This is a genomic window from Chloroflexota bacterium, from assembly GCA_016197225.1.
Classification (GTDB): Bacteria; Chloroflexota; Anaerolineae; order Anaerolineales; family VGOW01; genus VGOW01.
The window spans coordinates 155,215-178,499 of the sequence record JACPWC010000071.1 but is presented as its reverse complement, the minus strand read 5'-3'; the positions used below and the strand labels follow the sequence as shown (position 1 = coordinate 178,499).

General features: G+C 59.0%; 19 protein-coding genes. 1 reads left to right on the top strand and 18 read right to left on the bottom strand.

The window, feature by feature from the left end:
- Positions 1-29: 29 nt before the first annotated feature.
- From HYZ49_13835 to HYZ49_13750, 18 genes are all read right to left on the bottom strand, one after another.
- A complete protein-coding gene (locus HYZ49_13835; GenBank protein MBI3243365.1) occupies positions 30-1,490 on the bottom strand; it encodes a glycosyltransferase family 39 protein in 1,461 nt (486 codons plus the stop codon).
- A 320-nt stretch (positions 1,491-1,810) separates the two neighbouring features.
- On the bottom strand, positions 1,811-2,506 hold the full coding sequence (locus tag HYZ49_13830) for a class F sortase (protein ID MBI3243364.1): 696 nt from the start codon (positions 2,504-2,506) through the stop codon (positions 1,811-1,813).
- Positions 2,427-7,064 carry a hypothetical protein gene (locus HYZ49_13825; GenBank protein ID MBI3243363.1) on the bottom strand — a complete coding sequence of 1,546 codons (4,638 nt, stop codon included), beginning with the start codon at positions 7,062-7,064 and terminating at the stop codon, positions 2,427-2,429. Before HYZ49_13825 ends, HYZ49_13830 begins: the two co-directional genes overlap by 80 nt.
- A gap of 199 nt (positions 7,065-7,263) precedes the next feature.
- The gene (locus HYZ49_13820; protein MBI3243362.1) at positions 7,264-8,907 is read right to left on the bottom strand and encodes a glycosyltransferase family 39 protein; all 1,644 of its coding nucleotides are present in this window, start codon (positions 8,905-8,907) and stop codon (positions 7,264-7,266) included.
- Positions 8,846-9,598: a polyprenol monophosphomannose synthase gene (locus HYZ49_13815; GenBank protein MBI3243361.1), complete on the bottom strand. Its 753-nt coding sequence runs from the start codon at positions 9,596-9,598 to the stop codon at positions 8,846-8,848. The genes HYZ49_13820 and HYZ49_13815 overlap by 62 nt, the downstream gene beginning before the upstream one ends.
- 118 nt (positions 9,599-9,716) lie before the next feature.
- The gene (locus HYZ49_13810) at positions 9,717-11,039 is read right to left on the bottom strand and encodes an NAD(P)/FAD-dependent oxidoreductase (GenBank protein MBI3243360.1); all 1,323 of its coding nucleotides are present in this window, start codon (positions 11,037-11,039) and stop codon (positions 9,717-9,719) included.
- A gap of 96 nt (positions 11,040-11,135) precedes the next feature.
- Positions 11,136-12,218 carry a UDP-N-acetylglucosamine 2-epimerase (non-hydrolyzing) gene (gene wecB / locus HYZ49_13805; GenBank protein ID MBI3243359.1) on the bottom strand — a complete coding sequence of 361 codons (1,083 nt, stop codon included), beginning with the start codon at positions 12,216-12,218 and terminating at the stop codon, positions 11,136-11,138.
- Positions 12,215-12,985 (bottom strand): glycosyltransferase family 2 protein, encoded by a 771-nt coding sequence (locus tag HYZ49_13800; GenBank protein ID MBI3243358.1) that lies wholly within the window; start codon positions 12,983-12,985, stop codon positions 12,215-12,217. Before HYZ49_13800 ends, wecB begins: the two co-directional genes overlap by 4 nt.
- A 10-nt stretch (positions 12,986-12,995) precedes the next feature.
- Complete coding sequence (locus HYZ49_13795; protein ID MBI3243357.1) at positions 12,996-13,958, bottom strand: Gfo/Idh/MocA family oxidoreductase; 963 nt, start codon at positions 13,956-13,958, stop codon at positions 12,996-12,998.
- An 18-nt stretch (positions 13,959-13,976) separates the two neighbouring features.
- Complete coding sequence (locus tag HYZ49_13790; protein MBI3243356.1) at positions 13,977-15,047, bottom strand: DegT/DnrJ/EryC1/StrS family aminotransferase; 1,071 nt, start codon at positions 15,045-15,047, stop codon at positions 13,977-13,979.
- Positions 15,044-15,619 carry an N-acetyltransferase gene (locus HYZ49_13785; GenBank protein ID MBI3243355.1) on the bottom strand — a complete coding sequence of 192 codons (576 nt, stop codon included), beginning with the start codon at positions 15,617-15,619 and terminating at the stop codon, positions 15,044-15,046. The genes HYZ49_13790 and HYZ49_13785 overlap by 4 nt, the downstream gene beginning before the upstream one ends.
- Positions 15,620-15,656: 37 nt before the next feature.
- Positions 15,657-17,207 (bottom strand): O-antigen ligase family protein, encoded by a 1,551-nt coding sequence (locus tag HYZ49_13780; protein MBI3243354.1) that lies wholly within the window; start codon positions 17,205-17,207, stop codon positions 15,657-15,659.
- An 85-nt stretch (positions 17,208-17,292) separates the two neighbouring features.
- Positions 17,293-18,945: a radical SAM protein gene (locus HYZ49_13775; protein MBI3243353.1), complete on the bottom strand. Its 1,653-nt coding sequence runs from the start codon at positions 18,943-18,945 to the stop codon at positions 17,293-17,295.
- A 24-nt stretch (positions 18,946-18,969) separates the two neighbouring features.
- The gene (locus HYZ49_13770) at positions 18,970-20,166 is read right to left on the bottom strand and encodes a glycosyltransferase family 2 protein (GenBank protein ID MBI3243352.1); all 1,197 of its coding nucleotides are present in this window, start codon (positions 20,164-20,166) and stop codon (positions 18,970-18,972) included.
- A gap of 10 nt (positions 20,167-20,176) precedes the next feature.
- Complete coding sequence (locus HYZ49_13765; protein ID MBI3243351.1) at positions 20,177-20,911, bottom strand: acyltransferase; 735 nt, start codon at positions 20,909-20,911, stop codon at positions 20,177-20,179.
- A 90-nt stretch (positions 20,912-21,001) separates the two neighbouring features.
- Positions 21,002-21,514, bottom strand: a complete 513-nt coding sequence (locus HYZ49_13760) for a hypothetical protein (GenBank protein MBI3243350.1) — start codon at positions 21,512-21,514, stop codon at positions 21,002-21,004.
- Between the two features lie 9 nt (positions 21,515-21,523).
- Positions 21,524-21,751, bottom strand: a complete 228-nt coding sequence (locus HYZ49_13755; protein MBI3243349.1) for a hypothetical protein — start codon at positions 21,749-21,751, stop codon at positions 21,524-21,526.
- Between the two features lie 59 nt (positions 21,752-21,810).
- Positions 21,811-22,062, bottom strand: coding sequence for a hypothetical protein (locus HYZ49_13750; protein ID MBI3243348.1), 252 nt, complete (start codon positions 22,060-22,062; stop codon positions 21,811-21,813).
- Between the two features lie 436 nt (positions 22,063-22,498).
- Here HYZ49_13750 and HYZ49_13745 point away from each other — a divergent pair, with 436 nt between their 5' ends.
- Positions 22,499-23,206, top strand: coding sequence for a response regulator transcription factor (locus HYZ49_13745; protein ID MBI3243347.1), 708 nt, complete (start codon positions 22,499-22,501; stop codon positions 23,204-23,206).
- Positions 23,207-23,285 lie beyond the last annotated feature (79 nt).

The window sequence follows — 23,285 nt, the reverse complement described above, 5'->3', positions numbered from 1 at the left end:
TCGTGAAGGCGAGCAAAGATGATGGTGGTTTAGCGGGCGTTGGACGGGCGGGGTTGATACAAGTAGTACAGGCCGAAGCGGGCTACCAGGCGGGCGTCTTTCAATTCCGGATCGTAAATCCCGGTCCACTGGGCGAACGGGCCGGACAAAATGTAGTCGGGGTTTGCCTGCTGATAATCATAGAGGCCAACTGGCCGGGGGTGGCCGCTCATCAAATAGTTGGTGTAAGCGTTGGTCACCGGCGTCGTCGGGTGATGGATCGGTTGGCGGGCGTCGAGGCTGAACTCCCATTCCCACGATTCAATGACGGCGTCTGCCGGAACCTGCGTTGCCAGATAGCGCCGCATGTCCTCGTAACCAATATCATTCGGAGCCAGAAGCTCTTTTGCCATCGGCCAGCCGTGGAAGGCAATGTACAGCCCCAGCGCAATAGTCAACAACAACGGTTTGTTGAGTCGCCGGTGTGACAGAAGACCGCCGCGTAAAAAATCAACGGCCAGCCCGGCCACCCAGATCGGCGCAAGTGCCGCCGTGTAAAACGCGTAACGCGACCATCCCACCGAAAACAGAGCAAACCAGATAAAACCGACAATAGGCAAAGCCAGAGCGGCGGCGTGGGCGAATCCAAGAGCAGTGCGCTGGCGCGCTTGCGCCATGCCCCAGAGCAGGCCCGGCAGGCCCCAAAGCCAGAAGCCGGAGCGCCAGACGGAGTGGGCGGCGTTGAGCCAGTGAGCCGGGTTGAGGCCGACGATGTGCAAAAGGAACCCTTCACGCAAAACGCGCGAGTTCTCCTGAAACTGCTCCAGGCCCAGGACAGCAATTTGAAAGGCATACCATCCGGCCACACACGACACGGCCACCGCCCCCGGCAGGATAAAAGCCAGCCACCCGGCGCGACGGTAATATAGCCCGTCGAGCAGGGCCAGCGCGCCCAGGCAAACCGGCGTGAGCAACATCACTTGCGACTTTGTGATCATCGCCACGCCCCAGGCCAGCCCGCTCAGTGCCAGTGCCAGCCAGTGCCGTTTGGGTTGGGCCACCGCCCACAACCAGAGGAGCAGAGCCAGAAGGTAAAAGCCAATTGCCGGCACTTCGCCCAGCACCTGGCGGGCCATAAAAACAAAACTGAGATACGGCTCCTGACTCCCAACCAGCAACAAGAGCACGGCCAGGGCCGCCGCCTTGTTGCCACCCAGGCGGCGAGCCAGCAAAGCAATCGAGACAATTGCCAGCGCCGTAAAGGGCAACATCACCAGCCGGGCCTGCAACAAGCCCGTGCCAAACAACTTGAAGATGAGGGCCGTTGCTCCCAGCACGGTTGGCCCGGTTTGAATGGCCGGATCAATAAGACGCAGACCGGCGCTGTCGGGCAGGGCATAAACGCCGTCGCGCGCCAGCATGGCCGCTGTGCTGATGTTAAGGCCTTCGTCGAACCAAGGGTGAGGGTAGAGAGTCTGACGGAAAAGCATGAGCCACAGAAACACTGCCATCCCTGCGACTGCCACGAACCATTTTGTCCACGCGAAGTCCAGATAAACTCTTGCCTGAGAAACGGGTTTGGTCAAAGGTTGCATAAACTCCTGAAGTTTTTATTTTGTCGCCGGGCAAAACTCATTGGACTCTATCGAGAATAAAGTCAAGACCTGTCAGGTCTTGTGCAGAACCTGCACGTGGCGCGGCGGCAGTGCAACTGCCGCCCAAACCATAATCGGATCAGGAAACTGCTCTAATCTGAACTGCCGACGCTAGATTTTGAATTGATGGGGAACTTTTACTTGCTGAAGCCGGGAACGGCAATGGGGAATTTAGTCTATGGCGAAGGCAACTGCTTAACCAGCACGGCGTCGGCCACCAGCCGTCTGTCGTAAGTCTCAGTCACGTAATTCCAGGCCGTGCAGGTGACCAGCAAAACATGGTCGCTTTTCTTCACATACAGCCGGCCAACTTCGCTGGGGCCGACTTCGGCGATGTCGTCAATGGCGTAAATATAATCGGCGCCGTTAGAACGATAGATGATCTCGGTCATCGTCGGCAGAGTCCACAAGTCAGCCAGCGGCCCGCGCTCCATTGCCGATAGCGTCACGTGGCCGATGAACACCATCGCCAGGTCGTCGCCGGGGCGCTCGCCGGTGGTGGGCAACCAGCCAATGTGCTGACCCAGCCGCGACACGTCCCAGGCGCCGCCGGCCATCGGCACTGACACTATTTTTTCGTTGACGCCTAAAAAGGGGATCAACAACCGGGCTGGCGCGTAGCTGATCTTGATTGTCGGTTCCGGCAACGGCGCGTTTGCCGGGGCCGGCGCCCGCTCGGTGAGCAAACTCAGCCCGGCCAGGCTCACCAGCCCTAACCCAAGAACGCCGCTCCCGCCTGCCACCCACCACATCGGGTTCACACTTTTGCGCGAGCGGCGAAAAATGGAAGCCTCACGTGATTGATACTCGGCCAGCAACACAGTGAAGGCAAGGCCGATCAGAAAGGCAAACAGGATGGAGAGCAGACTCATCTTGCGGTTTCAATCGCAGTTCACGCCACAATTGCCACACAGTGATGGGCAACACAGCGGCAAACAGCCAAGCCAGCAACAGGCTTATCCAACTGTTGAGGCCTGGGCCGTTTATCGCGTCTGGGACTTGAGTACCAGATGAACCGGATTGTACCGCAGTTTTATCTGACAAGGAAATTAAATTCTGGCTATTGGCTGGAACATTTGTGGCAGGGCTGGCCGCCACTGTTATGGGTTGCGGCGGCTCGCTCACCTGCTCTGCGTTTTGGGGCTGAATCAAGCCCTGAGATTGAGAGGCGGCTTCCACCTGCACAATAGGCGCAAAAGCCGCTACCTGCCCGGCTGAATCGGTAGAAGTCGTCAGTTGAATCGTCTGGTCATTAGCCGGGTGGGTAGGCGCTGGCGCGTTCGAATCAGGACGCGATGCTACGGCCAGGAGCGCGCCGGAGGCCGCCGGGCCGATGTATGTAGTGCGGCGCGACTCGAAGGCGTCGAAGTAGTAAGTGCCGCGTGTGCCGCTATCCAAGCCAGAGACCGCCCCAAGCCGGGCGCGATCAACACGGCGAGTGTCGTTGTCTATGCCGGTCAGGTTAGCTTGTTGCGTCCCGTCAATCCAGAGGGTCAGGCCGCCGTTGTTGGCCCCCACCGCCGACGAGGCCCGCCAGTCAATTTCGATGTAATGCGGCGCGTCGCCGATAGTGAACCAACTCGTGCTGGTAAAGGTGGTGCTGTCGTTGCTCAAAGCGGCGCGAATCTGATACAGCGAGCCTGAGCGACGGAACTCGACGCGGACGACTACTGTAGTCGTTCCGCTGTAGCCGTAGAAAAGATAGTGGGCGTTGCCGCTGACCATTGTGATGCTGTTCGGGTCGAAATAGAAGCGCATTCGATAACGCGGCTCGGCGTTGGGCGTGTCGTCGGTGACGTAGATCGAGTTGTTGTCGTCAATGACCGCCCGCAGGCCGTTGGCGTTGATCAGGGCCGCCGCGGTCTGGGCGCTCAGGTCGCCCAGGTCGTTGACATTCGATGTCCAGGCCGAGAGCGTGCCAGACTCAAAGCCATCGGCGAAGATCAAGTCCGGGTTCTGGGTCGGGGTGCTGGTCGCTGTAGCTGTAAAAGTCGCGGTAGCAGTTGGCGGCAAAGGTGTGTTGGTCGCCGTGAAAGTAGCCGTCGGTGGCACGGGCGTATTGGTCGCTGTAAAGGTCGCGGTAGCGGTCGGCGGCAGGGGCGTGTCTGTCGCTATCGGTGGAACCGGTGTATCGGATGGAACTGTTGTAGCCGTGTCGGTGTTCACCGGCGTGTTGCTGGGCGTGGGCGTGTTGATCGGTGTGTCGGTTGCTGTCGCCGTGAACGTCGCCGTCGGCGGTTCAAGAGTATTGGTTGCAGTGGCCGTGGCCGTGTCAGTCGAGGTGGCTGTGAGCGTCGCCGTCGGCGTATTCGTTGGCAACGGCGTGTTAGTGTTAGTTGCCGTAAAGGTTGCGGTGGGCGGGAGCGGCGTGTCTGTTGCCGTAGCCGTGAATGTGGCGGTTGGCGGCAGAGGCGTGCTGGTCGTCGTGGCCGGCGCAGAGGCAAAGTTCAACGTCACCGAGTTGACGAGGGGCGTGTTCTGGGTGTCGCTCGTGGAGAGCGAGAGTTGGTACTGGGCAAATTGCGCCGCCGGGCTGATGGCGCTACCAATGTTGTTGGCGGCGGCGCTCCAGGCGCTCCAGTTCAGGCCATCGCTGGAGGTGCGAACTTGCACCGAGAGTCCGGTTGAGGCTGGAGCGGCGGCGGCCCAGCTAATGGTCTGCCAGGCATTGCCTGCGCCGGCGTCGAGAGCGCAACTTGTGTAAGTTCCGCTGGCAAGGTAGGGCGGGGTTGTCTGAATCGCGTCCACGCGCCAGGCGGCGGCCCCGTTGTTGGAAATGTAGGTGTGGAAGTTGGATGCGCCAACGTTGGTCACATCCATCTGCACTTTGAAGACGCCGTCCAGATAAAAACTGATGCGATCGGTCGTGCCGTTGAGGGCGGCCCATTCGATGCGATAGCGATGCAGTCCGGTGGGCAACGGCCCCAGGTTCCAACTTTGCTCGCTGACGTTGTTGTTCACGCGGGCGAAGAGGTTGCCGTCGCCGCTCAGGGTGCTGAAGAGGAAGTAACGGTTACCGGCAAAACCTAAACTACCGAAACCAAAGTGCTGATAAGCGCCGAGGCCAAACTCGGCATTGGCTTCGATGACGCCGTGAGTGTAGGTGGTTTGCGAACGCACCCAGGCGCTGTCGCCGCCATTGATGGTGAGAATGCCGCCGCTGATCGTCGGCGTGTAGGCCGCGCCGCTCCACTTGCCTGTGGCCCACTTGGCCGCGTCGAGGGTGGGGCTGTTGAAGTCGTCGGCGAGCGAGGCCGCCAGGGCCACCGCTCCGCCGCCGATGTCGGTGACGTGAGTGTTGGTGAGCGTGGCGCACCCCTGACCAAAATCACCGAAGGTGGTGTGGGTGATGCTGTTGGAGGACGGGGTCGCCGTCGCCGTGAAGGTGGCGGTCGGGCCGCTGGTGGTCGCCGTCGCTGTCGGGGTGGCCGTGAATGTAAAGGTGGGGGTTGCCGTGTTCGTCGGCGTCGGCGACGGGCCAACTGTGGGCGTGAAGGTGTTGGTCGGAACGGGCGTATTTGTCGGCGTGTTGCTGGCCGTCGGGGTGCTGGTCGGCGTCACTACCTGGTAATAAGCGGCAAGATTTTTGGTGCCGCCGGAAGTAGTTGAGACAAAGGCCACGTTCACGCCTTTGACCGTCTGGGTGCTGAACGAAGCGGCGATGCCGTTGATGGTGACCGACTGCAAGGCATTGCCGTTATAAGTCAAAGGCAGAATTGTGGTCAGGTTCGAGTTCGTGCCGTCCGAGATCAAATCAAACGTCAGGGCTTTGGTTGCGCCGCTCCAGGCCACGTTGCTGTAAGTGGCGTCATGGCGGGTTTCGGTGAAGGTCAGCCACTGGTCGGCGTTCCAGATCGGCACGCCTTTGGTGTTGGCGTAATCCATTGTGCCCTCGGCCCACGTTTGCGGCGTGCCAAAGCCGTAGTAATCCACGTGGTGCTGAGTCATCAGGGCCGCATAATCGCCGGCCAGACTAGCGTCAATCATCTGTTGCGACACGGTGATGCCTTGCGCGGCGCTGAGTTGCTCGCTCTCAAAACCGGCCAGGTCGTAAACGTCAAAGAGTTGCTCGTCCACCAACTGCGTCAACTGCTGGTAGTAGTTCACAATCGCGCCGTCGGATTTGACGAACTTCATGGGCTGGCCGCTGCCGGTGATGTAGCCGTGCGGCCAGGTGTTGTCGGGTTTCTTGAGCCACTGACCCCAGTGATAGAAGTTAGTGTCCATGCCCATGCCGTAACTCACGGCCACGTCGGCGGCGTCGGTCCATCCCAACCAGGCCACTTGATGGTTGCGGACGGTGCGCGAGGCCGGGCTTGAATAGTAGAAATCGAAGGCCGTCATCGAACTGCTGTAACCGCCGTTCAAGTCGGGCTGACGATAGGGGTGAATGCCAAACTCGTGGCCTTGCGCCCGCCAGCCCTGAACGACCGAGTCGGCCAGGATGCCGCCGCCGGTGGAAATGTAGAACGTGATCTTGCCGTTGCGCGAGTTGAGGCTGTTGATCTCGTTCTGATAATAGCTTTGCGGGTTGGCGTGGGCGTCGCCGGTTAGAATCAACATGGTCTTGGCCGAGCCGGGGAAATACCACAACTGCGGCAAGGGCTTGACGCTGGCGATGAACTGCTTGACGAGGCGGGCGAACAGCCGTTGTTGCTCGTCGGCCTGAGGGATGTAAATGCGGTCGCGGTTCACCCAGGGGTTGGCGGCGGGTTGGAACAAGTCAATGGTTCGCAGAACACCGTCGCCGTCCACATCCACGTTGGCGTTGGCCGGGTTGCCCTGGCGGGTGTAGGCCACGTTCCGGGCCAGGTCGTAGGTGAAGGCGGCGGCAGAGCCGGCGCTGTTGCTCACCACCGCCGGGTAAGTCGTGGCGGTGGTGGCGTTGCTGTAAAGCTGGGCAACGGTGATGGCCCCAACTAGTGGGTTGTATCTGTCGGCGACGCCGTGAATTTGCAGAGTGGCCGTCGCCAGCCCCTGGCCAGGCGCAGTGCCGTTGATGAGGGCCGTGTCGTCAATCTTCAAATAGCCGTCGGTGAGCGTTCCGGCGGAAGCGCCGAGTCCGAAGAGGCCGGTGATCTGAGAATCGGGCCGCATGGCAATGAGGCGGCCACCCCCGTTGGCGTAGTTGGTGAGGGTGGTGGCCTGAGAGGCTGTGAGCGTCGTCTCGGCCAAAATGGTCAGATCATGCAAACTCAGCTCGGTAGATGTCATCGAGCTGATCGTGATCACGTCAAACTCGTTGAGGCCCTCGGCCCGCAAAATCTCGCCGAGGTAGCGGCCAAATTTGTTGGCGGCGGAGTCGTTGACGACCAGCAAAATGGGCGCGGGCGCAACGGCCAGTGAACGGCCCGGTTGCCAGAGACCCGTGAGCAAAAACAGAACGCAAACTGCCGAGATTATTTTCCAAATGTGATGTTGTGGTTTCATGGACTCCCCTGCCAGGCTTGCTAATACTTTCAGCCCAAACTGAACTGGCCCGTTTGTACCAACGGCTGGTCAGAAATTAGTAATAAATTAAGGCAGATATGGAAAGTGTCAGCCCGAGGTGGACGGTTGGCAGATTCAGAAACCAGAATCAGCCGGGGTGGCCGACTCTGTGTCCGGGGCATTTGTTTAGAAGCGGGCGTTATTTCTTGAGTTCGTAGAGTTCGTACTCGCCAATTGTTGTCACCAGATCGTAGTTAGCTTCCATTATCTGGTAAGGATACACTTCGACGAAGCGGCCAAAGGTTGAGATGATGACGTAAGGGGGTCGTTCGGTTTCCACGAAATGGTATTCGTCGGACGGCGCGGTTTGGGCATCTTCAAGCCAGATGTATTTGACGGCGGTGTACAGCAACAATTGCGGCGGGTAGTGATAGTTGTGGTCGGTGAGGAAGCCAAGTTCAGGCTCCCAGGTTTCAATCAGTTGATCCTTCGGCACGTTTTCGTCGAGGTAGGCGGCCATGGCCTGCGGCGCGTTGAAGGGTGGCCGGACGATGTCCTTCGCTATCAAACCCAACGGGATCAAAATGGCGGCAGTCAACCAGGCCAGCAACACCCAACGCAACGAGTCCGCCTGAGGGAACTGCCGCTTCTGCCAGGCCGTTTTCAAGGCTGGCCAGTCGAAATGATAGCCGTCCGTCAGGTCGTGGAAGAACCGGGCGACAAATAAACAGGAGACGGCCAGACCGGGGAAGGCGTAGCGCGTCCAGCTAATAGAAGCGACAACGTACCAGACAAAATTCACGGCCACGAGGGCGCACAAAATCCCCCACTGATGGCCGTCGCGCCGCCGGGGCAGAATGAGTGTGACGCTGTAGATCAGGGCCGGGAGAAGCAGGCCGAGGAAGGCCTTCATGCCGAGCAGTTCGCCCAAAGCCCGAGACATCAAAGACGGATCGAAGAGGACGACCACCGAGGCCGTGGCCGCCCGCCAGCTTGCCAGGTTTTCACCAGCCGTGGCCGGGCCAAGATAGATGATGGTGTAAGCCTGCCAGAGGGCAAAACAGGCGGCGGCAATGCTACCCGGCACAAGAAAGACTCTCTGCGGCGCGGAACGGTAATACAGGTTGGCGGCCCAGGCAAAGAGCAAGGTGGGCGCTAACACCAGCAGGTATTGATTCTTGGTGACGAGGGCCAGGCCCAGCAAAAGCCCGGCCAGAGTCAGTTGCCGCCAGCTTGCCTTCTCCCACACTCCGAACCACACGGCGAACCCGGCGGCCATGAAGAACAGGCCAGGCACTTCGCCCAGCACCTGCCGCCCATATTCCAACAAGCCGACTGCCCGCGTGGCAACCAGCAAGGCCGTGGCGACCCAGGCGAATTTTTGCGCGCCCATGACGCCTGCCAGGCGGTAGAAAGCGGCGATGGCCGCCAGCAGAAAGAGGGCCATGACCAGCCGCGCCTGAAAGAGGCCGACGCCAAAAAGTTTGAACATGGCCGCGATGGGCAGAAACACGGTGGGGCCGATGCCGACGGTGGGGCCGTAATAACGAAAGCCTTCACTGCTGTAGTCGGCGTACACGCCAAAGCGCACCAGGGTTTTGGGGACGTGAAGGTGCGAGCCTTCGTCGTACCAGGGGAGCGGATAGCTCGTCAGGTTGTAAAGCGCGAGAAATAACACCCCGGCCAGGCTGGCCGCCATGAGAATGTTCTGCCAGGTGAGGCGGGGTTGCACCCCGGCTCCGGCAATTACATTTGCTTCGCGCTTGACTTCTGACTTCACATTACCGCCCTTCAACCGGCCTGGCGATGAGGTGGCCGCCTCGATAGCGCCAGCGGATTTCAAACACCCGCAGGGCCGCCTCGAGTTTCACCTTCATGGACATTTTGCTCTGACCGATGCGCCTGTCTTCAAAGTAAATCGGGATTTCCTTGATCCGCAGTCCCAGCTTCTCGGCGGCATAACACATCTCAACTTGAAAGATATAGCCGCCGGATCGAATCCGGCTCAACTCAATGGATTGCAGAGCCGCGCGCCGCCAACATTTGAAGCCGGCGGTTGCATCCGATGTTTTTGAGCCGAGGATCATTTTGACCCAGACCGAGTTGGCCCACCAACTCAGGAACCACCGCCACCAGCTCCAACGCTTGTCGAGTTCGCCGCCGCGCACGTAACGCGAGCCGACCACCACGTCGTGAGTCTTGATCCATTCCAAAAATTGAGGAATGTAGCTGGGCGAGTGCGAGAAGTCGGCGTCCATTTGAATAATGTAATCGGCGCCGCAGGAAATGGCCCGGTTGAATCCTTCGACGTAAGCCGTGCCCAGCCCCAGTTTGCCCGGGCGATGAATGACGCTCACCCGGCCATTATATTGCTCCCCCAGCTTCTCGGCCACCTGGCCGGTGCCGTCGGGCGAGCCGTCGTCCACCACCAGGATGTCCAGATCGTCAATGTTCAACTCAAACAAGGCGGCGGTGATGGCGGGCAGGTTGTCGGCTTCATTATACGTCGGGATTACAACTGTTGTCTTGGGCATTCGGAAATTACCTTTCTAGCCGACCGCGCAAGCGCGCTGTGGGCCTGATAAAGAAACAATCTTCTGGCAGGGAACAGGGTGGCCGTTTTGCTTTGCAAAAACGCTCCGTGTCTGAAAGCTAAAACGGGGCCGTCTCTAAAATCACCTGCGCGGCCTGGCGGGCATGGCGGCTCACCGACTCGCCGTTGGTCAGCGCCGGGTAAATCTGGGCCGTGGTTGCCAGATACAAATTCTTAACCGGCGTCTTGATGGCCGGGATGAGGTGCGACGAGTTGAGCGGGTGAAGCGGCTCGACGTAGCGTTCGCGATGAATGAGAAAGTAACGAACCGAACCGCGATCAAAATCGGGGAACATCTTTTCGATGTATCTCAGCCACGTCTCGCGGACTTCGTCGTCCGTCAACTTTTGCCAGTGGCTGCCGGGCGCGGTGTACTTGGGCAGATACACCAGATGATGGTCGCCCACGTACTTCGGGTCAATGTAAGAGGTCGTCTCGATCACACCTGTGAACGGGATGTTGTCGTCGGTGATGTTCAGAGTCCAGTAGCCGGTAAGCGGCTTGCTCAACACCAGCAACGGGCAGACGATGCCAATGTAGTCAGTCTGGCTCAAGTAGTTGTGATAGTCCTGGCCGGCGTTTGGGATGAGGCGCTGGAAGATCGGCGTTTGCAAAGTGACGGCCACCCGATCAAACGAATGCGCCCCATCGTTGAGGCGGACGCCCGTCGCCCGTCCGTTTTCGATCACCACTTCCTGGGCCGGGCAGTTGAGGTGAATCTTGTTCCCGGCCTCTTCGATCTTCCGGGCCATGGCCGTCATCAACGTCTTGTAGCCGCCGATGATGTGTCCGGCCTCTTCTTTCTGGTTGGCCCCGCCGCGCGTAGACTTCATGCGCACCAGGCGCGACCAGATGTAGGTGGCGGGCGTGTTCTCAAACCCGCCGTCGAACTTGGCCTTGAGCATGGGACGCCAGATGTTTTCAAAAGTTCGGCGGCCACTGAGTCCGATCAGCCACTTCTCGACGCTGACGCCTTCGAGCTTCTTCCAGTCGTTTACAAACTGGGCGTAAAGCACCGTCAGCCCCAGCCGGAAGCGGTCAATCCAGCCCAGCGGCGGGAAGCGCAAAAAGTCAATCGTGTTGTTCATCGGATGGAGGCCGCCTTTGTAGTAAAAGCCCATCCGCGTTTCGCGAAACCGCATCTGGTCGGCCAGGCCAAGCTCGGCGCACAGTTCGCGCAAGTGGCTGTCGCTCGACAGGATCGCATGATAAAACCGATCCACTTCGACGCCGTCGTCCAACACCAGCGGCCCGGCCAGCCCGCCCAGCACCGGCGAGGCCTCAAAAATCTCAACCTCAACGCCCTGCTTCACCAGGCAGTAGCCCAGTGTAATACCCATAATGCCGCCGCCAACAATGCCAACTTTCACAACAGTCTCCATTGAAACGCCGGTCAACGAATGCTCAACGAATAAACGAATGATCGCCGTTCACAGCAAATTCATTTATTCGTTTGCCGAAGGCATTCGTTGACCAATCTAACGCCGCCTGCCAAACACCACTTTCTCTTCCGTCAGAATCTTAGCAATCTTCTGCCCGGCGGCTCCATCGCCAAAAATTGGGGGCTGGTCTGCCGGCGGCGCAAAACTGAACCAGGCTTCTACGATTCGCCCGGTCTCAGCGCCCACCAGTTTGTTCCAACCCGCTTCAACGGTTTCAGTCCATTCCGTTTCGTCGCGCAGAGTCAGGCATGGCTTGCTCATAAAATAGGCTTCGCGTTGCACCCCGCCCGAGTCGGTGGCGATGAGGCGGGCGCTCTCTTCGAGCATCATCATGTCAAAGTAGCCCACCGGCTCGATCAGTTTGACGTGATCGGCAAACTTGAGGTCGAGCTGAGCCAGCATATTTCGCGTGCGCGGGTGGGCCGGGAAGACGACGGTTTCGCCGACGCTGTTAAGAGCTTCGGCGATCTGCCTGAGCCGCGCCGGGTCGTCGGTGTTGCCCGCCCGGTGAATTGTCACCAGCGTGTAGCTGCCCGGCTTCAGCCCCAAACGTTTGACAACATCCGACTTGTTTCGGGCGATGAGCCGGTTCTGGATCGAAGCGTCCAACATCACGTCGCCCACCCAGTGAACCGAGCCAACCACACCCTCGGCGGCCAAACGTCCCACAGCAGCCCGGCTGGCGCAAAAATGCAAATCGGCCAGACAGTCCGACACCAGCCGGTTAATTTCTTCCGGCATCCGCCGATCAAAACTGCGTTCACCCGCTTCGATGTGAGCCGTGGGAATGTGCAGTTTGCTGGCCGCCAGTGCCCCGGCCAGGGTGGAGTTGGTGTCGCCGCGAACGATGACCAGGTCGGGCCGTTCCTTGAGCACGACTTCTTCCATCCGGCTCAAAATTTCCGCCGTCTGGCGGCCATGCTGGCCGGAGCCGACTTCAAGGTTGTAATCAGGCGCAGGAATGCCGAGTTCGTCGAAGAACGTTTGCGACATCAAGAAATCGTAATGCTGGCCGGTGTGAACCAGAAGCTCTTGATGCCCCAGCGCCCGCAAGGCGCGGCTGACGGGCGTGGCCTGAATAAACTCGGGCCGCGCCCCGACAACGGAAACGATCTTCACGACGCACCGGCTCCAACCGTGTCTCGCCGGTTGACCAGCGAGACGAAGCCCAGACGGTGCAGAAGAATTCGCCACTGAAACTGCAAGTGAGCGCGGATGGTGCGCATGATCTTGGCTTTGGAGACGCCGAAGACTCGCGAGTGTAGAACCGCCGGATGCTCGGCCACTTTGTAGCCGCGCAACATGCCGCCCACCAGAATCTCGGTGCCAGCCAGAAAGCCGTTCGACTCAAACGGCACGGTCTCGACCACTTTGCGGCGGTAGGCCCGGAACAGGGCGGTATAGGTGTGAACCCGCCAGCTTACCAAAATCCGGTAGAGGATGGACGAACCTTGACTCAGGATGAGGCGATAGGCCGGGACGCCGGCGATGCCGCCTTGCGGGTGATAGGGGGAAGCCGTCACCATATCCACGTCCGGGGCCAGCCGGGCGAGCATGGCCGGGATTTCAGAAAACTTGTAAGTGCCGTCGCTGTCTGTCGTTACCACAATTTCCCCGGTGGAGGCGGCGAACCCGGTGCGAATGGCCGCGCCTAGTCCGCGATTGACAGCATGCTTCTCAAACTTGATGGCGAGGCCGGGCTTCTTGTCGCCGCCAAAATTTTCGGTCAGGGCCGGCCACGTGCCGTCCAGGCTGCCGTCGTCCACAAACACAATCTCGACAGAACGAGACCGGGCTAACTCGGCGGCAACGGGGAAGAATTCGCTTTCGAGCTTTTGAACATTATCAGCTTCGTTGTAACAGGGAATGACAATTGAGAGATCCATCACCGCACCTTTACGCCGCCAACCGTTCCTGCACACTGTTGCGGATCGCATCCACCAGCTTCAGCGCCCGCAGGCCGTCCCGGGCCGACACCATCGGCTTCTTGCCGTCCAGCACGCACTCGGCAAAGTGTTGCAGTTCCATGAACAGCGGCTCGAAGATCGGCACCTGGATGCGCTCGACGACGCTCTCCTGGCGGTACTTGTTGTGGGCCACGTACTCGCCCACCGTGCGGCGGTGAACCGAGATGCTCTTGTTCAGCAAATCGCATTCAAGGTAAGCCTGCATGGCCGTCACTTCAATTGACCTGATCTTCTGCTCGGTCACCCGCGAGGCCGTCATCGTCATCAGCGGGCCGGAGTCGAACGTCAGGTTGGCCACCACGTGATCGAGGGCGTTATCGTGCGCCGACAAGCCGTAAGCGTTCACCGCCAGCGGGTCGTGGCCGATCAAATCGAGCACCAGGTTGGTGTCGTGGATCATCAGGTCGAGCACCACGTCTACGTCGGTGTTACTGCCTTCGTACGGGCTGAGGCGGCGCAGGTTGACGGCCAGCACGTTCATGCCGTCCAGCACGTTCTTCAATTCAACGTAAGCCGGGTTGAAGCGTTCGATGTGGCCCACCAGAACCACGTGACCACTGGCCTCGGCGGTTTCCACCAGCGACTCGGCCTGCTCCAGCGTTTCGGCGATCGGCTTTTCGATCAGCACGTGAACGCCGCGCTCCAGGCATTTCATCGCCAGTTCGCAATGAAACGGAGTTGAAGCCGTCAAGCTTACCGCATCAACGTACTTCAGCAAATCGTTGAGATCGCTGAACGAGGGCACTTCGTACTGTCCGGCCACCTGCTCGGCCATTTTGGCGTTCACGTCGTACACGCCCGCCAACTGCGCCCGGCGCAAATTGGAGTAAACCCGGCAGTGGCGTTGCCCCATGCGGCCCACGCCAATGACGCCCACCTTCATTTGTTCCATGTCACCCTCCTTGCTCCGTCAACGGCCAGTCACCGCGTCCACGATGCAGTCCAGGTCGGCCTGGCTGAGCGACGGGTGAACCGGCAGAGAAAGCACCTCGCGGCAGGCCGCTTCGGTGTTGGGCAGATGATCGTTGTAGCCCAACTTTTGGTATAGCGGCTGTTGATGAATTGCCATTGGATAATAAATGCCGTAACCGACTCCGCGCTGAGTGAGACGCTCAATCACCGCCTCGCGGTTGACCACCCGAATTGTATATTGATGGAACACGTGGCCGCTGCTGTCACGAATGGGCGGCGGGGTGACGCCGGCCACTCCGGCCAGCCGGGCGGTGAGGTAGGCCGCGTTGGCCCGGCGCTGTTCATTCCAGCCATCCAATTTCTGAAGCTGACCCAGCCCCACAGCCGCCTGAGGATCGGTCATGCGGAAGTTGAAGCCGAGGCGCTCGTGCAAATAGCGTTTGGGACTGCCATGCTCGCGAATCAAGCGGGCCTGCTCGGCAATTTTCGAGTCGTTGGTCGTCAACATGCCGCCTTCGATGGTCGTCATGTTCTTGGTCGGATAGAACGAGTAACAAGCCGTGCCCCACGAGCCAACCATCTTGCCGTTGAACTTTGCGCCGTGTGACTGGCAGGCGTCTTCGACGACGACCAGGTTATGTTTCGCGGCCAGCGCCGCAATCGCGCCCATGTTACACGACTGGCCGAAGAGATGGACGACGACAATGGCTTTGGTGCGCGGCGTGATTTTCTTTTCAATTTCAACCGGGTCGAGTGAAAAGTAGTTCGGCTCAATGTCGGCAAACACCGGTTTGGCGCCGGCGTAAAGCGCGCAGTTGGCCGAAGCAATGAAGCTGAAGGAAGTGGTGATCACCTCGTCGCCTTCGTTGAGGCCGTGCGCCAACATCGCCACGTGCAAGGCCGTTGTGCCAGACGAGGTCGCCACGGCGTGCTTCACTCCGGCCCAGGCCGCAAACTTTTCTTCAAACTCGCGAACACGCGGCCCCTGGGCCAACTGCCCGGACGACAGAGCCGCCATCACCGCAACTTTTTCATCTTCACCAATCAATGGACGTGAAATCGGGATCACAGTTTAGACTCCTCGGCCGGCGTAAACGACCAGCCGCACTTTGGGCAAACCCACTCGCCGCTTTCCTGCAGGGCAAGCCGCCGCCCGCATTTACATACGTAACCAACCAACCGCGCCGGCGTCCCCATCACCAAACCGTGATCAGGAACCGGGCGAGTGACGACGGCCCCGGCGGCCACCAGCGCAAACCGCCCCACCGTCACATTCGGCAAAATGATCGCGCCCGCGCCGATTGAAGAGCCGTACTTTAAGAGGATCGGCCCCACTTCCCAATCGTCGTTGCCCTTGAGAGCGCCGTCCGGGGTGATGGCTCGCGGAAACACGTCGTTGGTCATACAGGCCGCCGGGCCGATGAACACGCCGTCTTCCACCGTCAGGCCGTGATAGAGCAAAGCGTTGTTCTGAATTTTGACGTTGTCGCCAAGCCTCACGTCAAAGTCAATGTAAGTGTTCTTGCCGACGATGCAATTCCGGCCAATCACAACGCCCTCGCGCACTTGAACCTGATGCCAGATGCGCGTCCCCTCCCCAATTTGCGCTTTGGGAGAAACTTCGGCTGAAGGATGAATCATGAAAATTTGTCTCCGTTTATAGGCGTTTGCAGTGTATTCAGGGTAAGAGCCTCACCATCGCCGCCGCCTGAGCCGCCAGGTCGTCGCGGCCCTGCGTTCCCCACCACCACGAGTAGGTATCCATCTCGTTTTTCGCTTCGGGAATGTCGTTCAACAAAACAATGGCCTGATCGAGCCGGCCCTGCCAGACGTAAGCATACCCCAAAACTTTGCGGATGCCGCGATGGGATGGGGAGGTTTGGTTGGCTAGACTCCAACGGGCAACCGCCTCTGTTTCATTGCCCTGTTTCGCGGCAATCAGCCCCAGCCGGTAGTTGGCCGTGACATTGCCCGGCGCAAATTGCAAAGCCTGATTGAACAGAGTTTCGGCAGGCCGTAATTCGGTCAGATCAAAATCGCTCTGCCAACGCACCGTCTCCGGCCAGCCGGCTAATTCTACCCGAGCCATCTCCACCGCGCCCAGGTTAGCGTACCAGGCGGCCAGCCCTTGCTGGCGAAAGGCAACGAGCAACCCGGCCAGAGCCGCCAGCGCGCCAACCGCAACGGCGATCTTCAACGAGGGCCGGAGCGCCGCAGACGGTTTGGGTTCAGTGGCGGCGACCCCGAAACCGGGAAGCACAAAGAGCAACAGCGTCGGCCAGCCGCTGTGAAACGGGTCTTCGACGAGGCAGTAGACCGCCATCACGATCAAACCCGCCAGCGCCGCCCAACGTTGTAGGGGCGTTATATATAACGCCCTTACAGGCCGCGTCCCCAACAACCAAAAACTGCCGACGAAGATTCCAGCCAGAGCAATCAAGCCAAACACGCCCTGCTCAACCAGTGTGTCCAAAAAGAGATTGGAACTGTGGGGCATGAAGAGCCAGGGGATGACAAGGATGTAACGCGAGAGCAGGCCGGGGAATGACCCGAGGCCGCCGCCGGTGAAGGGGAAGTCTGTTACCAGCTTCACCACTTGCGGGAGAACTTCCAGCCGGTTGCCGGGCGCGGCCACTTTGATCACCAGGCCGGGAAACAGGGCCACGAAGACGATTGCGCCGATGGCGGCGAACCCGAGAGTCAGGATGAAGGCTAATCGCTGCCGCTTTCCGGCATAACGACTCAAACGCCACAACAGCCACACGCCAAAGGCAACGCCCAGCCCCAGCAGTGCGCCGCGCTTCGAGGCAAAAACAAAACCGGCCAGCGAAACCGCGCCTGAAACAATAGCCAGCGCGGCGAGCGCCCGGCGCCGCTCTTTCCACGCCCAGAGGCCGAAGGCGGTGTTGATCGGGATGAACATAGCAATGACGCCGCCGAAGACGTGCGGGTCTAAATTGCCGATTCGCAAAACGCGAGTGAGGGAGAAAATGCCGGCCAGCAAAGCCGCGCCCGCGCTCAACACGCCAGCCGCCGGCCACACGCTCTCTTGCGGTTGGCTTGCCACTGCATAATAGATCGCCACTGCGCCGGCGAGAAACCCGAACTTGGCCCAGGCAACTTCGCGATCATAAGCCGCCCACACGCCGACAGCGGCGGTGAGCAGGTAAAGCGCGAAGAAAATGTCGAGCGGGGTGCGTTTGAAACGACCGATGGCAATCTTGTTCATGGCAAGCCCGATTCAAGGAAAAGCGGCTTGCCCTCACAATGCAAACGCATCGCAACAGCAAACCGCCCCTCAACCTAACAAGCAATTAATGGCTGGCTTCGCCCGTTGACCAGCGGAGGTGTTGCAGACCCACGTCGAGCGCGGTCTTCATCGTCGAAGAGTCCGACAACAACATCTTGAGGTAGGTCATGATCGGGCCGGGCCGGAAGGCCCACTCGCGGAAGGCGCGCTTCTGCCAGTAGAGCAAACGCTCGGCGGGCAGGCCGGGGTAGTCGAGCACCGTGCCCCTGTCCATGTCCACCTGCTCCCAGCGCGTGCCGGGCCGGAACCAGCCTTCCTTCACCACTTCAAAGAAGAAGGGCGTGCCGGGATACGGCGCGGCCACGTGGAAGAGGGCAATATCCAGCGGCAGTTTCTTGGCAAAGTCAATCGTCTGCCGGATGGTTTCTTCAGTCTCGGTGGGCAAGCCGATGATGAAATAGCCCCAGTTCATGATGCCGGCCTGCTTGGCCCAGCGCAGGGCGCGCTCGGCTTTGTCGGGGTAAGCGCCTTTGCGGGCGTGTTTGAGTATCTGCTCACTGCCGCTTTCAATGCCCCACGAGATCAGCTTGCACCCGGCCTTGCCCATCAACTGCAACATTTCCTCGTCCACGTAATCCACCCGGCTGTTGCTGGTGAAGGTGACGTTGATCTTCTGCTCGATCATGAGCTGGCACATCTTCACCACCTGCTCCCGGCTCACGGTGAACAGATCGGCGTACATGTGAATGTGGTTGATGCCCAGCTTCTTGAGCACCCACATCTCTTCCAGAATTTTCTCCGGCGAGCGCAGGCGGACACTGTATTGGTAGCTGACGTGCTTAATGCAATAAGTGCAACCGGCGGTACAACCCCGGCTGGTGACCATGAAGGTGAACGGGCCGTTGATCAGGGGCATCCGGTACTTGTCCAGCGGCAAAAGGTGGTGCAGTGGAATCGGCAGGTCGTCCAGGTCTTTGACGAAGGGCCGGGGCGCGTTCACCACGATTTCTTCGCCGCGCCGCCAGGCCAGACCCTTGATGCCTTCCAGAATCGGCTTGCCGTCTTCGGTCATCGAAGGCCGCCAGGCCGGGTCGTGCTCGTCAATCATCTTCTTGATCAGCGCATCACGCTGGTCGAACTTGTTGTCGAGATGATCGAGCAGGTCGCGGATGAGCAGGTCGGGTTCGCCGATAAGGACGAAGTCGAGCGCCGGGTAGGCCGTCAGCGTTTCGCGCGGCATGGGCGTGACGTGGGTGCCGAAGGCAATTGTCTTCGCGCCGCGCGCTTTGGCCAGGAAACAGCCGTACATATCGTTTTGCAGAGTGGGCGCGGTGCATTGCGTCAGGTAGTAGCGCGGCTTGTATTTGTCGAGCAGTTCTTCAAATTCCTTCCAGCCCATACGCTCGGCGTTGGCGTCCACGATCTTGAGCGTGTAGACCGGATGAAGAAGCGCGGCCATCTGCGCCAGCGACACCTGTGGCCAGACCATGTTTTCGCGGGTGCGGCGGCCAACCCGGTGTTGGGTGCGAATCCACAGCCCCCCATCCGGCGTCGGCGGGTTCACCAGCAGGATGTCCACCATCTCTGGCGCGCGCGGAGTTGCCATCAACCCTTCATGCACGATGTCGTCAACGTTCGGGAAGTCCGCCATCTTGACGTTGGCGATGCGGCGGGTTCCCAAATTTTTCCATTCCGTGTTTTGATTTTCGGCGCTCATGATGATTCTCCTTCTCACTCGTGTTTAGGCTGTGCCCATGTCTTTGCGAGTCAACAGTTCACGCTGGCTGAGTTCTTCCAACACCCGTAATAATATCCAGTAAATGACCAATTGCACACCGACCAGGATCATCATGGCACTGCCCAGCAGATACAACCACAGGCGGGCGATCTCCCAGCCGCTGACGCCGAGGCCCAGGGCCACGCCGCCGACGGCTAAACCGGCGATGGCGGCCAACAACCCGACCCAGCCGAAATGACGGTCAATAGATTGGGCAAAGATCGGGCGGCCAAAGAGTCCCTGTCGAATCGGCTTCTTGTAAAAGAGCGACACCAGATAGTTGAAGGTGACGCCGAGGGCAAAGACGCTGATGCCGGCGACGCCGGAGATCATGCCGCCGAACAAGCCGGCCACTTCAAGGGGGCCGAGCGTGGTGTCGCCCGAAAGCCGGGCGCCCACCAGGGCCGCCACGGCCAGCAGGGCCAGGGCCACGCCGCCCAAGCCGATGAAACCCAGAAACCGAACCGGGTTATAAGAAAGCGCCGTCCAAACTATGGACTGCAGGAAGACCGTACCGTCGCGCACGACGCTGAGTTTGGAGCGGCCCAGTCGTTCGCTGTAAGGAATCGGCACTTCGGCCACTTTGATGCTTTCGTGAATGGCCCGGGTGCTCATCACTGGCGTGAGGTTGAGGCCGTCGGGCAAGGGGTAGATGCGCTCCAGCACTTCGCGCTTGAAGACTCTCATGCCGCTGGCGCTGTCGGTCACGCGCTGATGGGCAATGAGGCTGAGCAGGGTGGCAAAGAAGATGTTGCCAATGCGGCGCGTGATGGGCATCTTGCTTTCGGCCCCGGCCATGCGCGAGCCAATGACCAGGTCGGCTCCGTTCATCGCCACCGTGCAAAGTTTGGGAAAGTATTCGGGCGGGTAAGTGCCGTCGGCGTCGAGGAAGCCGATCAGCTCGCCTTTGGCCGCGTTGAAGCCGGTCTTGAGCGCCGCGCCGTAACCGCGATTGCGGGGATGGCTGATCAGGCGAACGCCCTCGATTTTGGCGGCGATCTCGGCCGTCTTGTCGCGTGAGCCGTCGTTGACGACCAACAACTCAAACTCATTCACGCCGACTTTCGCCAGATCACCTTTCACCGCCAACACCCGCTTCGCAATCTCGGCAATGCCATCCTCTTCGTTGTATGCTGGAATAACCACTGATAATGCGCTCATCATAACCTTCCTACTTGTCAAAATAAATGACACGATCTGGCTTTGAAGCCATCGTGTTCTCGATAGACTTGATCGGTTTGGCCGGGACACCGCCGACGACGGTGTGGGGCGGCACGTCTTTCGTCACCACCGCCCCGGCGGCCACCACTGCGCCCTTGCCCACCCGCACGCCGTCGGTGATCACCGCGCCCGCGCCCAGCCAGACATCATCTTCAATCACAATGCCTTCTGCCGTGATACCCTGCTCGACAAAAGGCCGGTTGGGATCGTCGAAGACGTGGTTGACGGCGATGATCTGGGTGAACGGCGAAGTGTAGACCCGGTCGCCGATTGTCACCCCGCCCTGCCCGCGAATGACGCTGTACTCGCCGATGAGGCTGTTCTGCCCGACCTTGATTCCAGCGTGGGGCAAATCGCGAAAGTTATAAACGTGCAACACGGCCCCGTGCATCACAATCGTTCCGGCGCCCAGTTCAATGCCGCCGGGGCAGGCGTGCAAATAAGTTCCCTGATCCAGATAAACGCTATGCCCAAGTTTGATATTGCTCGCGAAGCGCAGTCGAACATTGCACTCAATCGCCGCCCAGCCGTCCATCTTCAAAATCAGCCGGTAGAGAAAGGCTCGCAAGCCCAGGCCGATGAGGGTGGGAACCCAACCGACTGCCGCATACAACGCCTGCTCTAAAATGTAGCGCCCCAGCCCGTCGGCCTGACGGCTCAGATACAACCGCAACCCTTCACTCATGCGCGCTCCGCCATTCCGACATTCTCAAAAGAAGGCACGTCAGTTCAATCACATTCAAGATTACTCTCCAACGTCGGCCAGGCTCGACGTTTAGAGATAAGCTTTCTGCTTAATCAGGGCGGCGTCCAATTCCACCGGTATCGCCCGCCCGCCCAGAAATTCCAACAACACCCGCACCCGCTCACAGCCGGGCAACCGGGCGTCAAACACGGCTTCGTAACCGGCAAACGGCCCGTTCTGAATGGCAACCAAGTCGCCGGCCTTCAGTTGCTCACCGGCCTCGTCCACCGCAAAGGCCAGCTCTACGACACGCCCCCGCAGGGCTTCAATCAAAGTGTCGGGCACGGAGGCCGGCTCGCCGCCAAAACTTACCAGCCCGTTCGTGTGAGGCATATATTGAAAAAACGACAAGCCCGTCAATTCCAAATCGGCCTGCACAAACATGTAGCCTGGAAAATAGGGTTTGATTTCTTTCGCTCGGGGGTTTACGGTCTGCGCTTTCAGGCAGGGATAAAATGTCTCGATCTGGTTGGCCCTGACTAGTTGCCAGACCACTTCTTCTTTGTTGGGTTTGCTATGTAACGCGTACCAGCATCTCGCCATTCATGTACCTCAGTCGTGGGCGAACACCGCCGCCCATTCTGAATTGAGAGTCTCTAACGTTGGGGAACCCGGGCCGACAACCACCTTGCACAGTAACCCGCACACGGGACAAACCTGGGTAAGAAAACTGCCGTCGCCGCTGGTGGTTTGCAAGGTGAATTGATCACTGCCACACAACGGGCACTGACCGGAGAGAGCCTGATTCAAGTCCGAATGACGGAGCGTTGTCGCATTCATAGATTACCCGCCTTTGAAGTTATCAAAAGGAGTTGATAATGAAGATGCTTCAGTAGCTTTCAGGATGACTGTCGGGGCAGTTTGGCGTCGCGATACAAACTTCCCGGCTGCCATTTCAGAGCGTCGAAGCTTCTCTCGGTGACGATGAAGCGCAAGTGGCCTTTCTCCACAATCAGGCGCACTTCGCCGAACTCGCCGACCACCGAGAGCGCTTCGTCAATCATGGCGATCTGCGAAGGTCGCAGGAAACGAAGCAACGACGCCTCATCGCTTCGGTTGTGCAGGGAGTTCCTCGAAAGTTCTTTTTCCATTCCTCTCTCCGCCGGCAAATAAAATCTTCTTCGCGGGATTTTCCACCTCTGCGAAGAAGCGCCAGTCTTCCTTTCATTTGTTATGGTTTCGATATTGCCATCAGGCGGCTTCGCCTCGAGGTGGACACGGGGCGTTTTGAAAATCAACGACCTCTCACTGGCACCTGTACCGGCTTCACTTGAAGCGCACCTAAACTGCTAACATTCTGGTTATAAGTTAAAGTACCCACGCCAAAGATTGGTCAAAATATAGTCAATCTTCCTAAGGTAAAGGTTCTGGAACAGAGACAGGCTCAACATTCTGAGACGGGGGTACTAAACCAGTGCAGGGACTGAATTTGAAAGAAAGAGGCCAGAGCGAGTTTAAGTCGTTTTTCCTCCAACGCAATATAATTGTGCCATCGCCCTCATCGGCGAAAGCCAAATTTGGAGAGCTATGACACCGGTAAAAGTGCTCATCATTGATCCTGATCGTGATGTTCTTGAAACTGTAAAGGCTCATACGACTCGCAGTGGGTTTGAGGCGCTTGGCGCTCAAAATGGCAAAGAGGGGATCGAAGTGTTTCTGGCAAACACGCCGCAAGCCATCATTTTGAGAGACGTGATGCCCGGCCTGAGCGGTTGGGACACAGCCCAACGCATTCGCGAGATGAGCGACATTCCAATCCTGTTTATCTCCGATCACCGGGACAGGGCCTCTATGGAACGGGCGCTGAGTCTGGGCGACGATTACATGCCCCCGCCCTGGAACTGGGAGCGGCTGTTGGCGAAACTCTCGGCGCTGCTGAAGCGCTATTCGGCGGAGCACAAGAACACGCTTCTTTACGACGACGGCTATTTAAAGGTGGACCTGGCCAGTCGTCTGGTGAGCAAGGGCGGAGAGAGTATTTATTTGACTGACACCGAGTTCAAGTTGTTGAGCTTTTTTATCAGAAGGGCCAACCAGGTGTTGAAGTACGACGAGCTTCTGGAGTACATCCTCGGCCACACTTATGCCAAAGCCAAGTCGCACGTGAGCCGGTACGTGGGCTACCTGCGCAAGAAGATAGAAGACGACTCTGCTCACCCCGTTTACTTCTGCACCGAGCGCGGAGTGGGTTACTCGTTCAAGTCGCGCGCTTTCACCAACCAGGACTCCAAATAAAACAAAAGCCCGCATCAGCGGGCTTCGCGTTTATTAAACCTTATCGAGAATAACATTATGACGCTCCCCAACCGCGTCC

Excerpts from the sequence above, each read along its gene's own strand:
- HYZ49_13835 (MBI3243365.1), bottom strand. The coding sequence starts at position 1,490 with ATGGCAGTGTTTCTGTGGCTCATGCTTTTCCGTCAGACTCTCTACCCT.
- HYZ49_13830 (MBI3243364.1), bottom strand. The coding sequence starts at position 2,506 with ATGAGTCTGCTCTCCATCCTGTTTGCCTTTCTGATCGGCCTTGCCTTC.
- HYZ49_13825 (MBI3243363.1), bottom strand. The coding sequence starts at position 7,064 with ATGAAACCACAACATCACATTTGGAAAATAATCTCGGCAGTTTGCGTT.
- HYZ49_13815 (MBI3243361.1), bottom strand. The coding sequence starts at position 9,598 with ATGCCCAAGACAACAGTTGTAATCCCGACGTATAATGAAGCCGACAAC.
- HYZ49_13810 (MBI3243360.1), bottom strand. The coding sequence starts at position 11,039 with ATGGAGACTGTTGTGAAAGTTGGCATTGTTGGCGGCGGCATTATGGGT.
- HYZ49_13800 (MBI3243358.1), bottom strand. The coding sequence starts at position 12,985 with ATGGATCTCTCAATTGTCATTCCCTGTTACAACGAAGCTGATAATGTT.
- HYZ49_13795 (MBI3243357.1), bottom strand. The coding sequence starts at position 13,958 with ATGGAACAAATGAAGGTGGGCGTCATTGGCGTGGGCCGCATGGGGCAA.
- HYZ49_13785 (MBI3243355.1), bottom strand. The coding sequence starts at position 15,619 with ATGATTCATCCTTCAGCCGAAGTTTCTCCCAAAGCGCAAATTGGGGAG.
- HYZ49_13780 (MBI3243354.1), bottom strand. The coding sequence starts at position 17,207 with ATGAACAAGATTGCCATCGGTCGTTTCAAACGCACCCCGCTCGACATT.
- HYZ49_13775 (MBI3243353.1), bottom strand. The coding sequence starts at position 18,945 with ATGAGCGCCGAAAATCAAAACACGGAATGGAAAAATTTGGGAACCCGC.
- HYZ49_13770 (MBI3243352.1), bottom strand. The coding sequence starts at position 20,166 with ATGAGCGCATTATCAGTGGTTATTCCAGCATACAACGAAGAGGATGGC.
- HYZ49_13765 (MBI3243351.1), bottom strand. The coding sequence starts at position 20,911 with ATGAGTGAAGGGTTGCGGTTGTATCTGAGCCGTCAGGCCGACGGGCTG.
- HYZ49_13760 (MBI3243350.1), bottom strand. The coding sequence starts at position 21,514 with ATGGCGAGATGCTGGTACGCGTTACATAGCAAACCCAACAAAGAAGAA.
- HYZ49_13755 (MBI3243349.1), bottom strand. The coding sequence starts at position 21,751 with ATGAATGCGACAACGCTCCGTCATTCGGACTTGAATCAGGCTCTCTCC.
- HYZ49_13750 (MBI3243348.1), bottom strand. The coding sequence starts at position 22,062 with ATGGAAAAAGAACTTTCGAGGAACTCCCTGCACAACCGAAGCGATGAG.
- HYZ49_13745 (MBI3243347.1), top strand. The coding sequence starts at position 22,499 with ATGACACCGGTAAAAGTGCTCATCATTGATCCTGATCGTGATGTTCTT.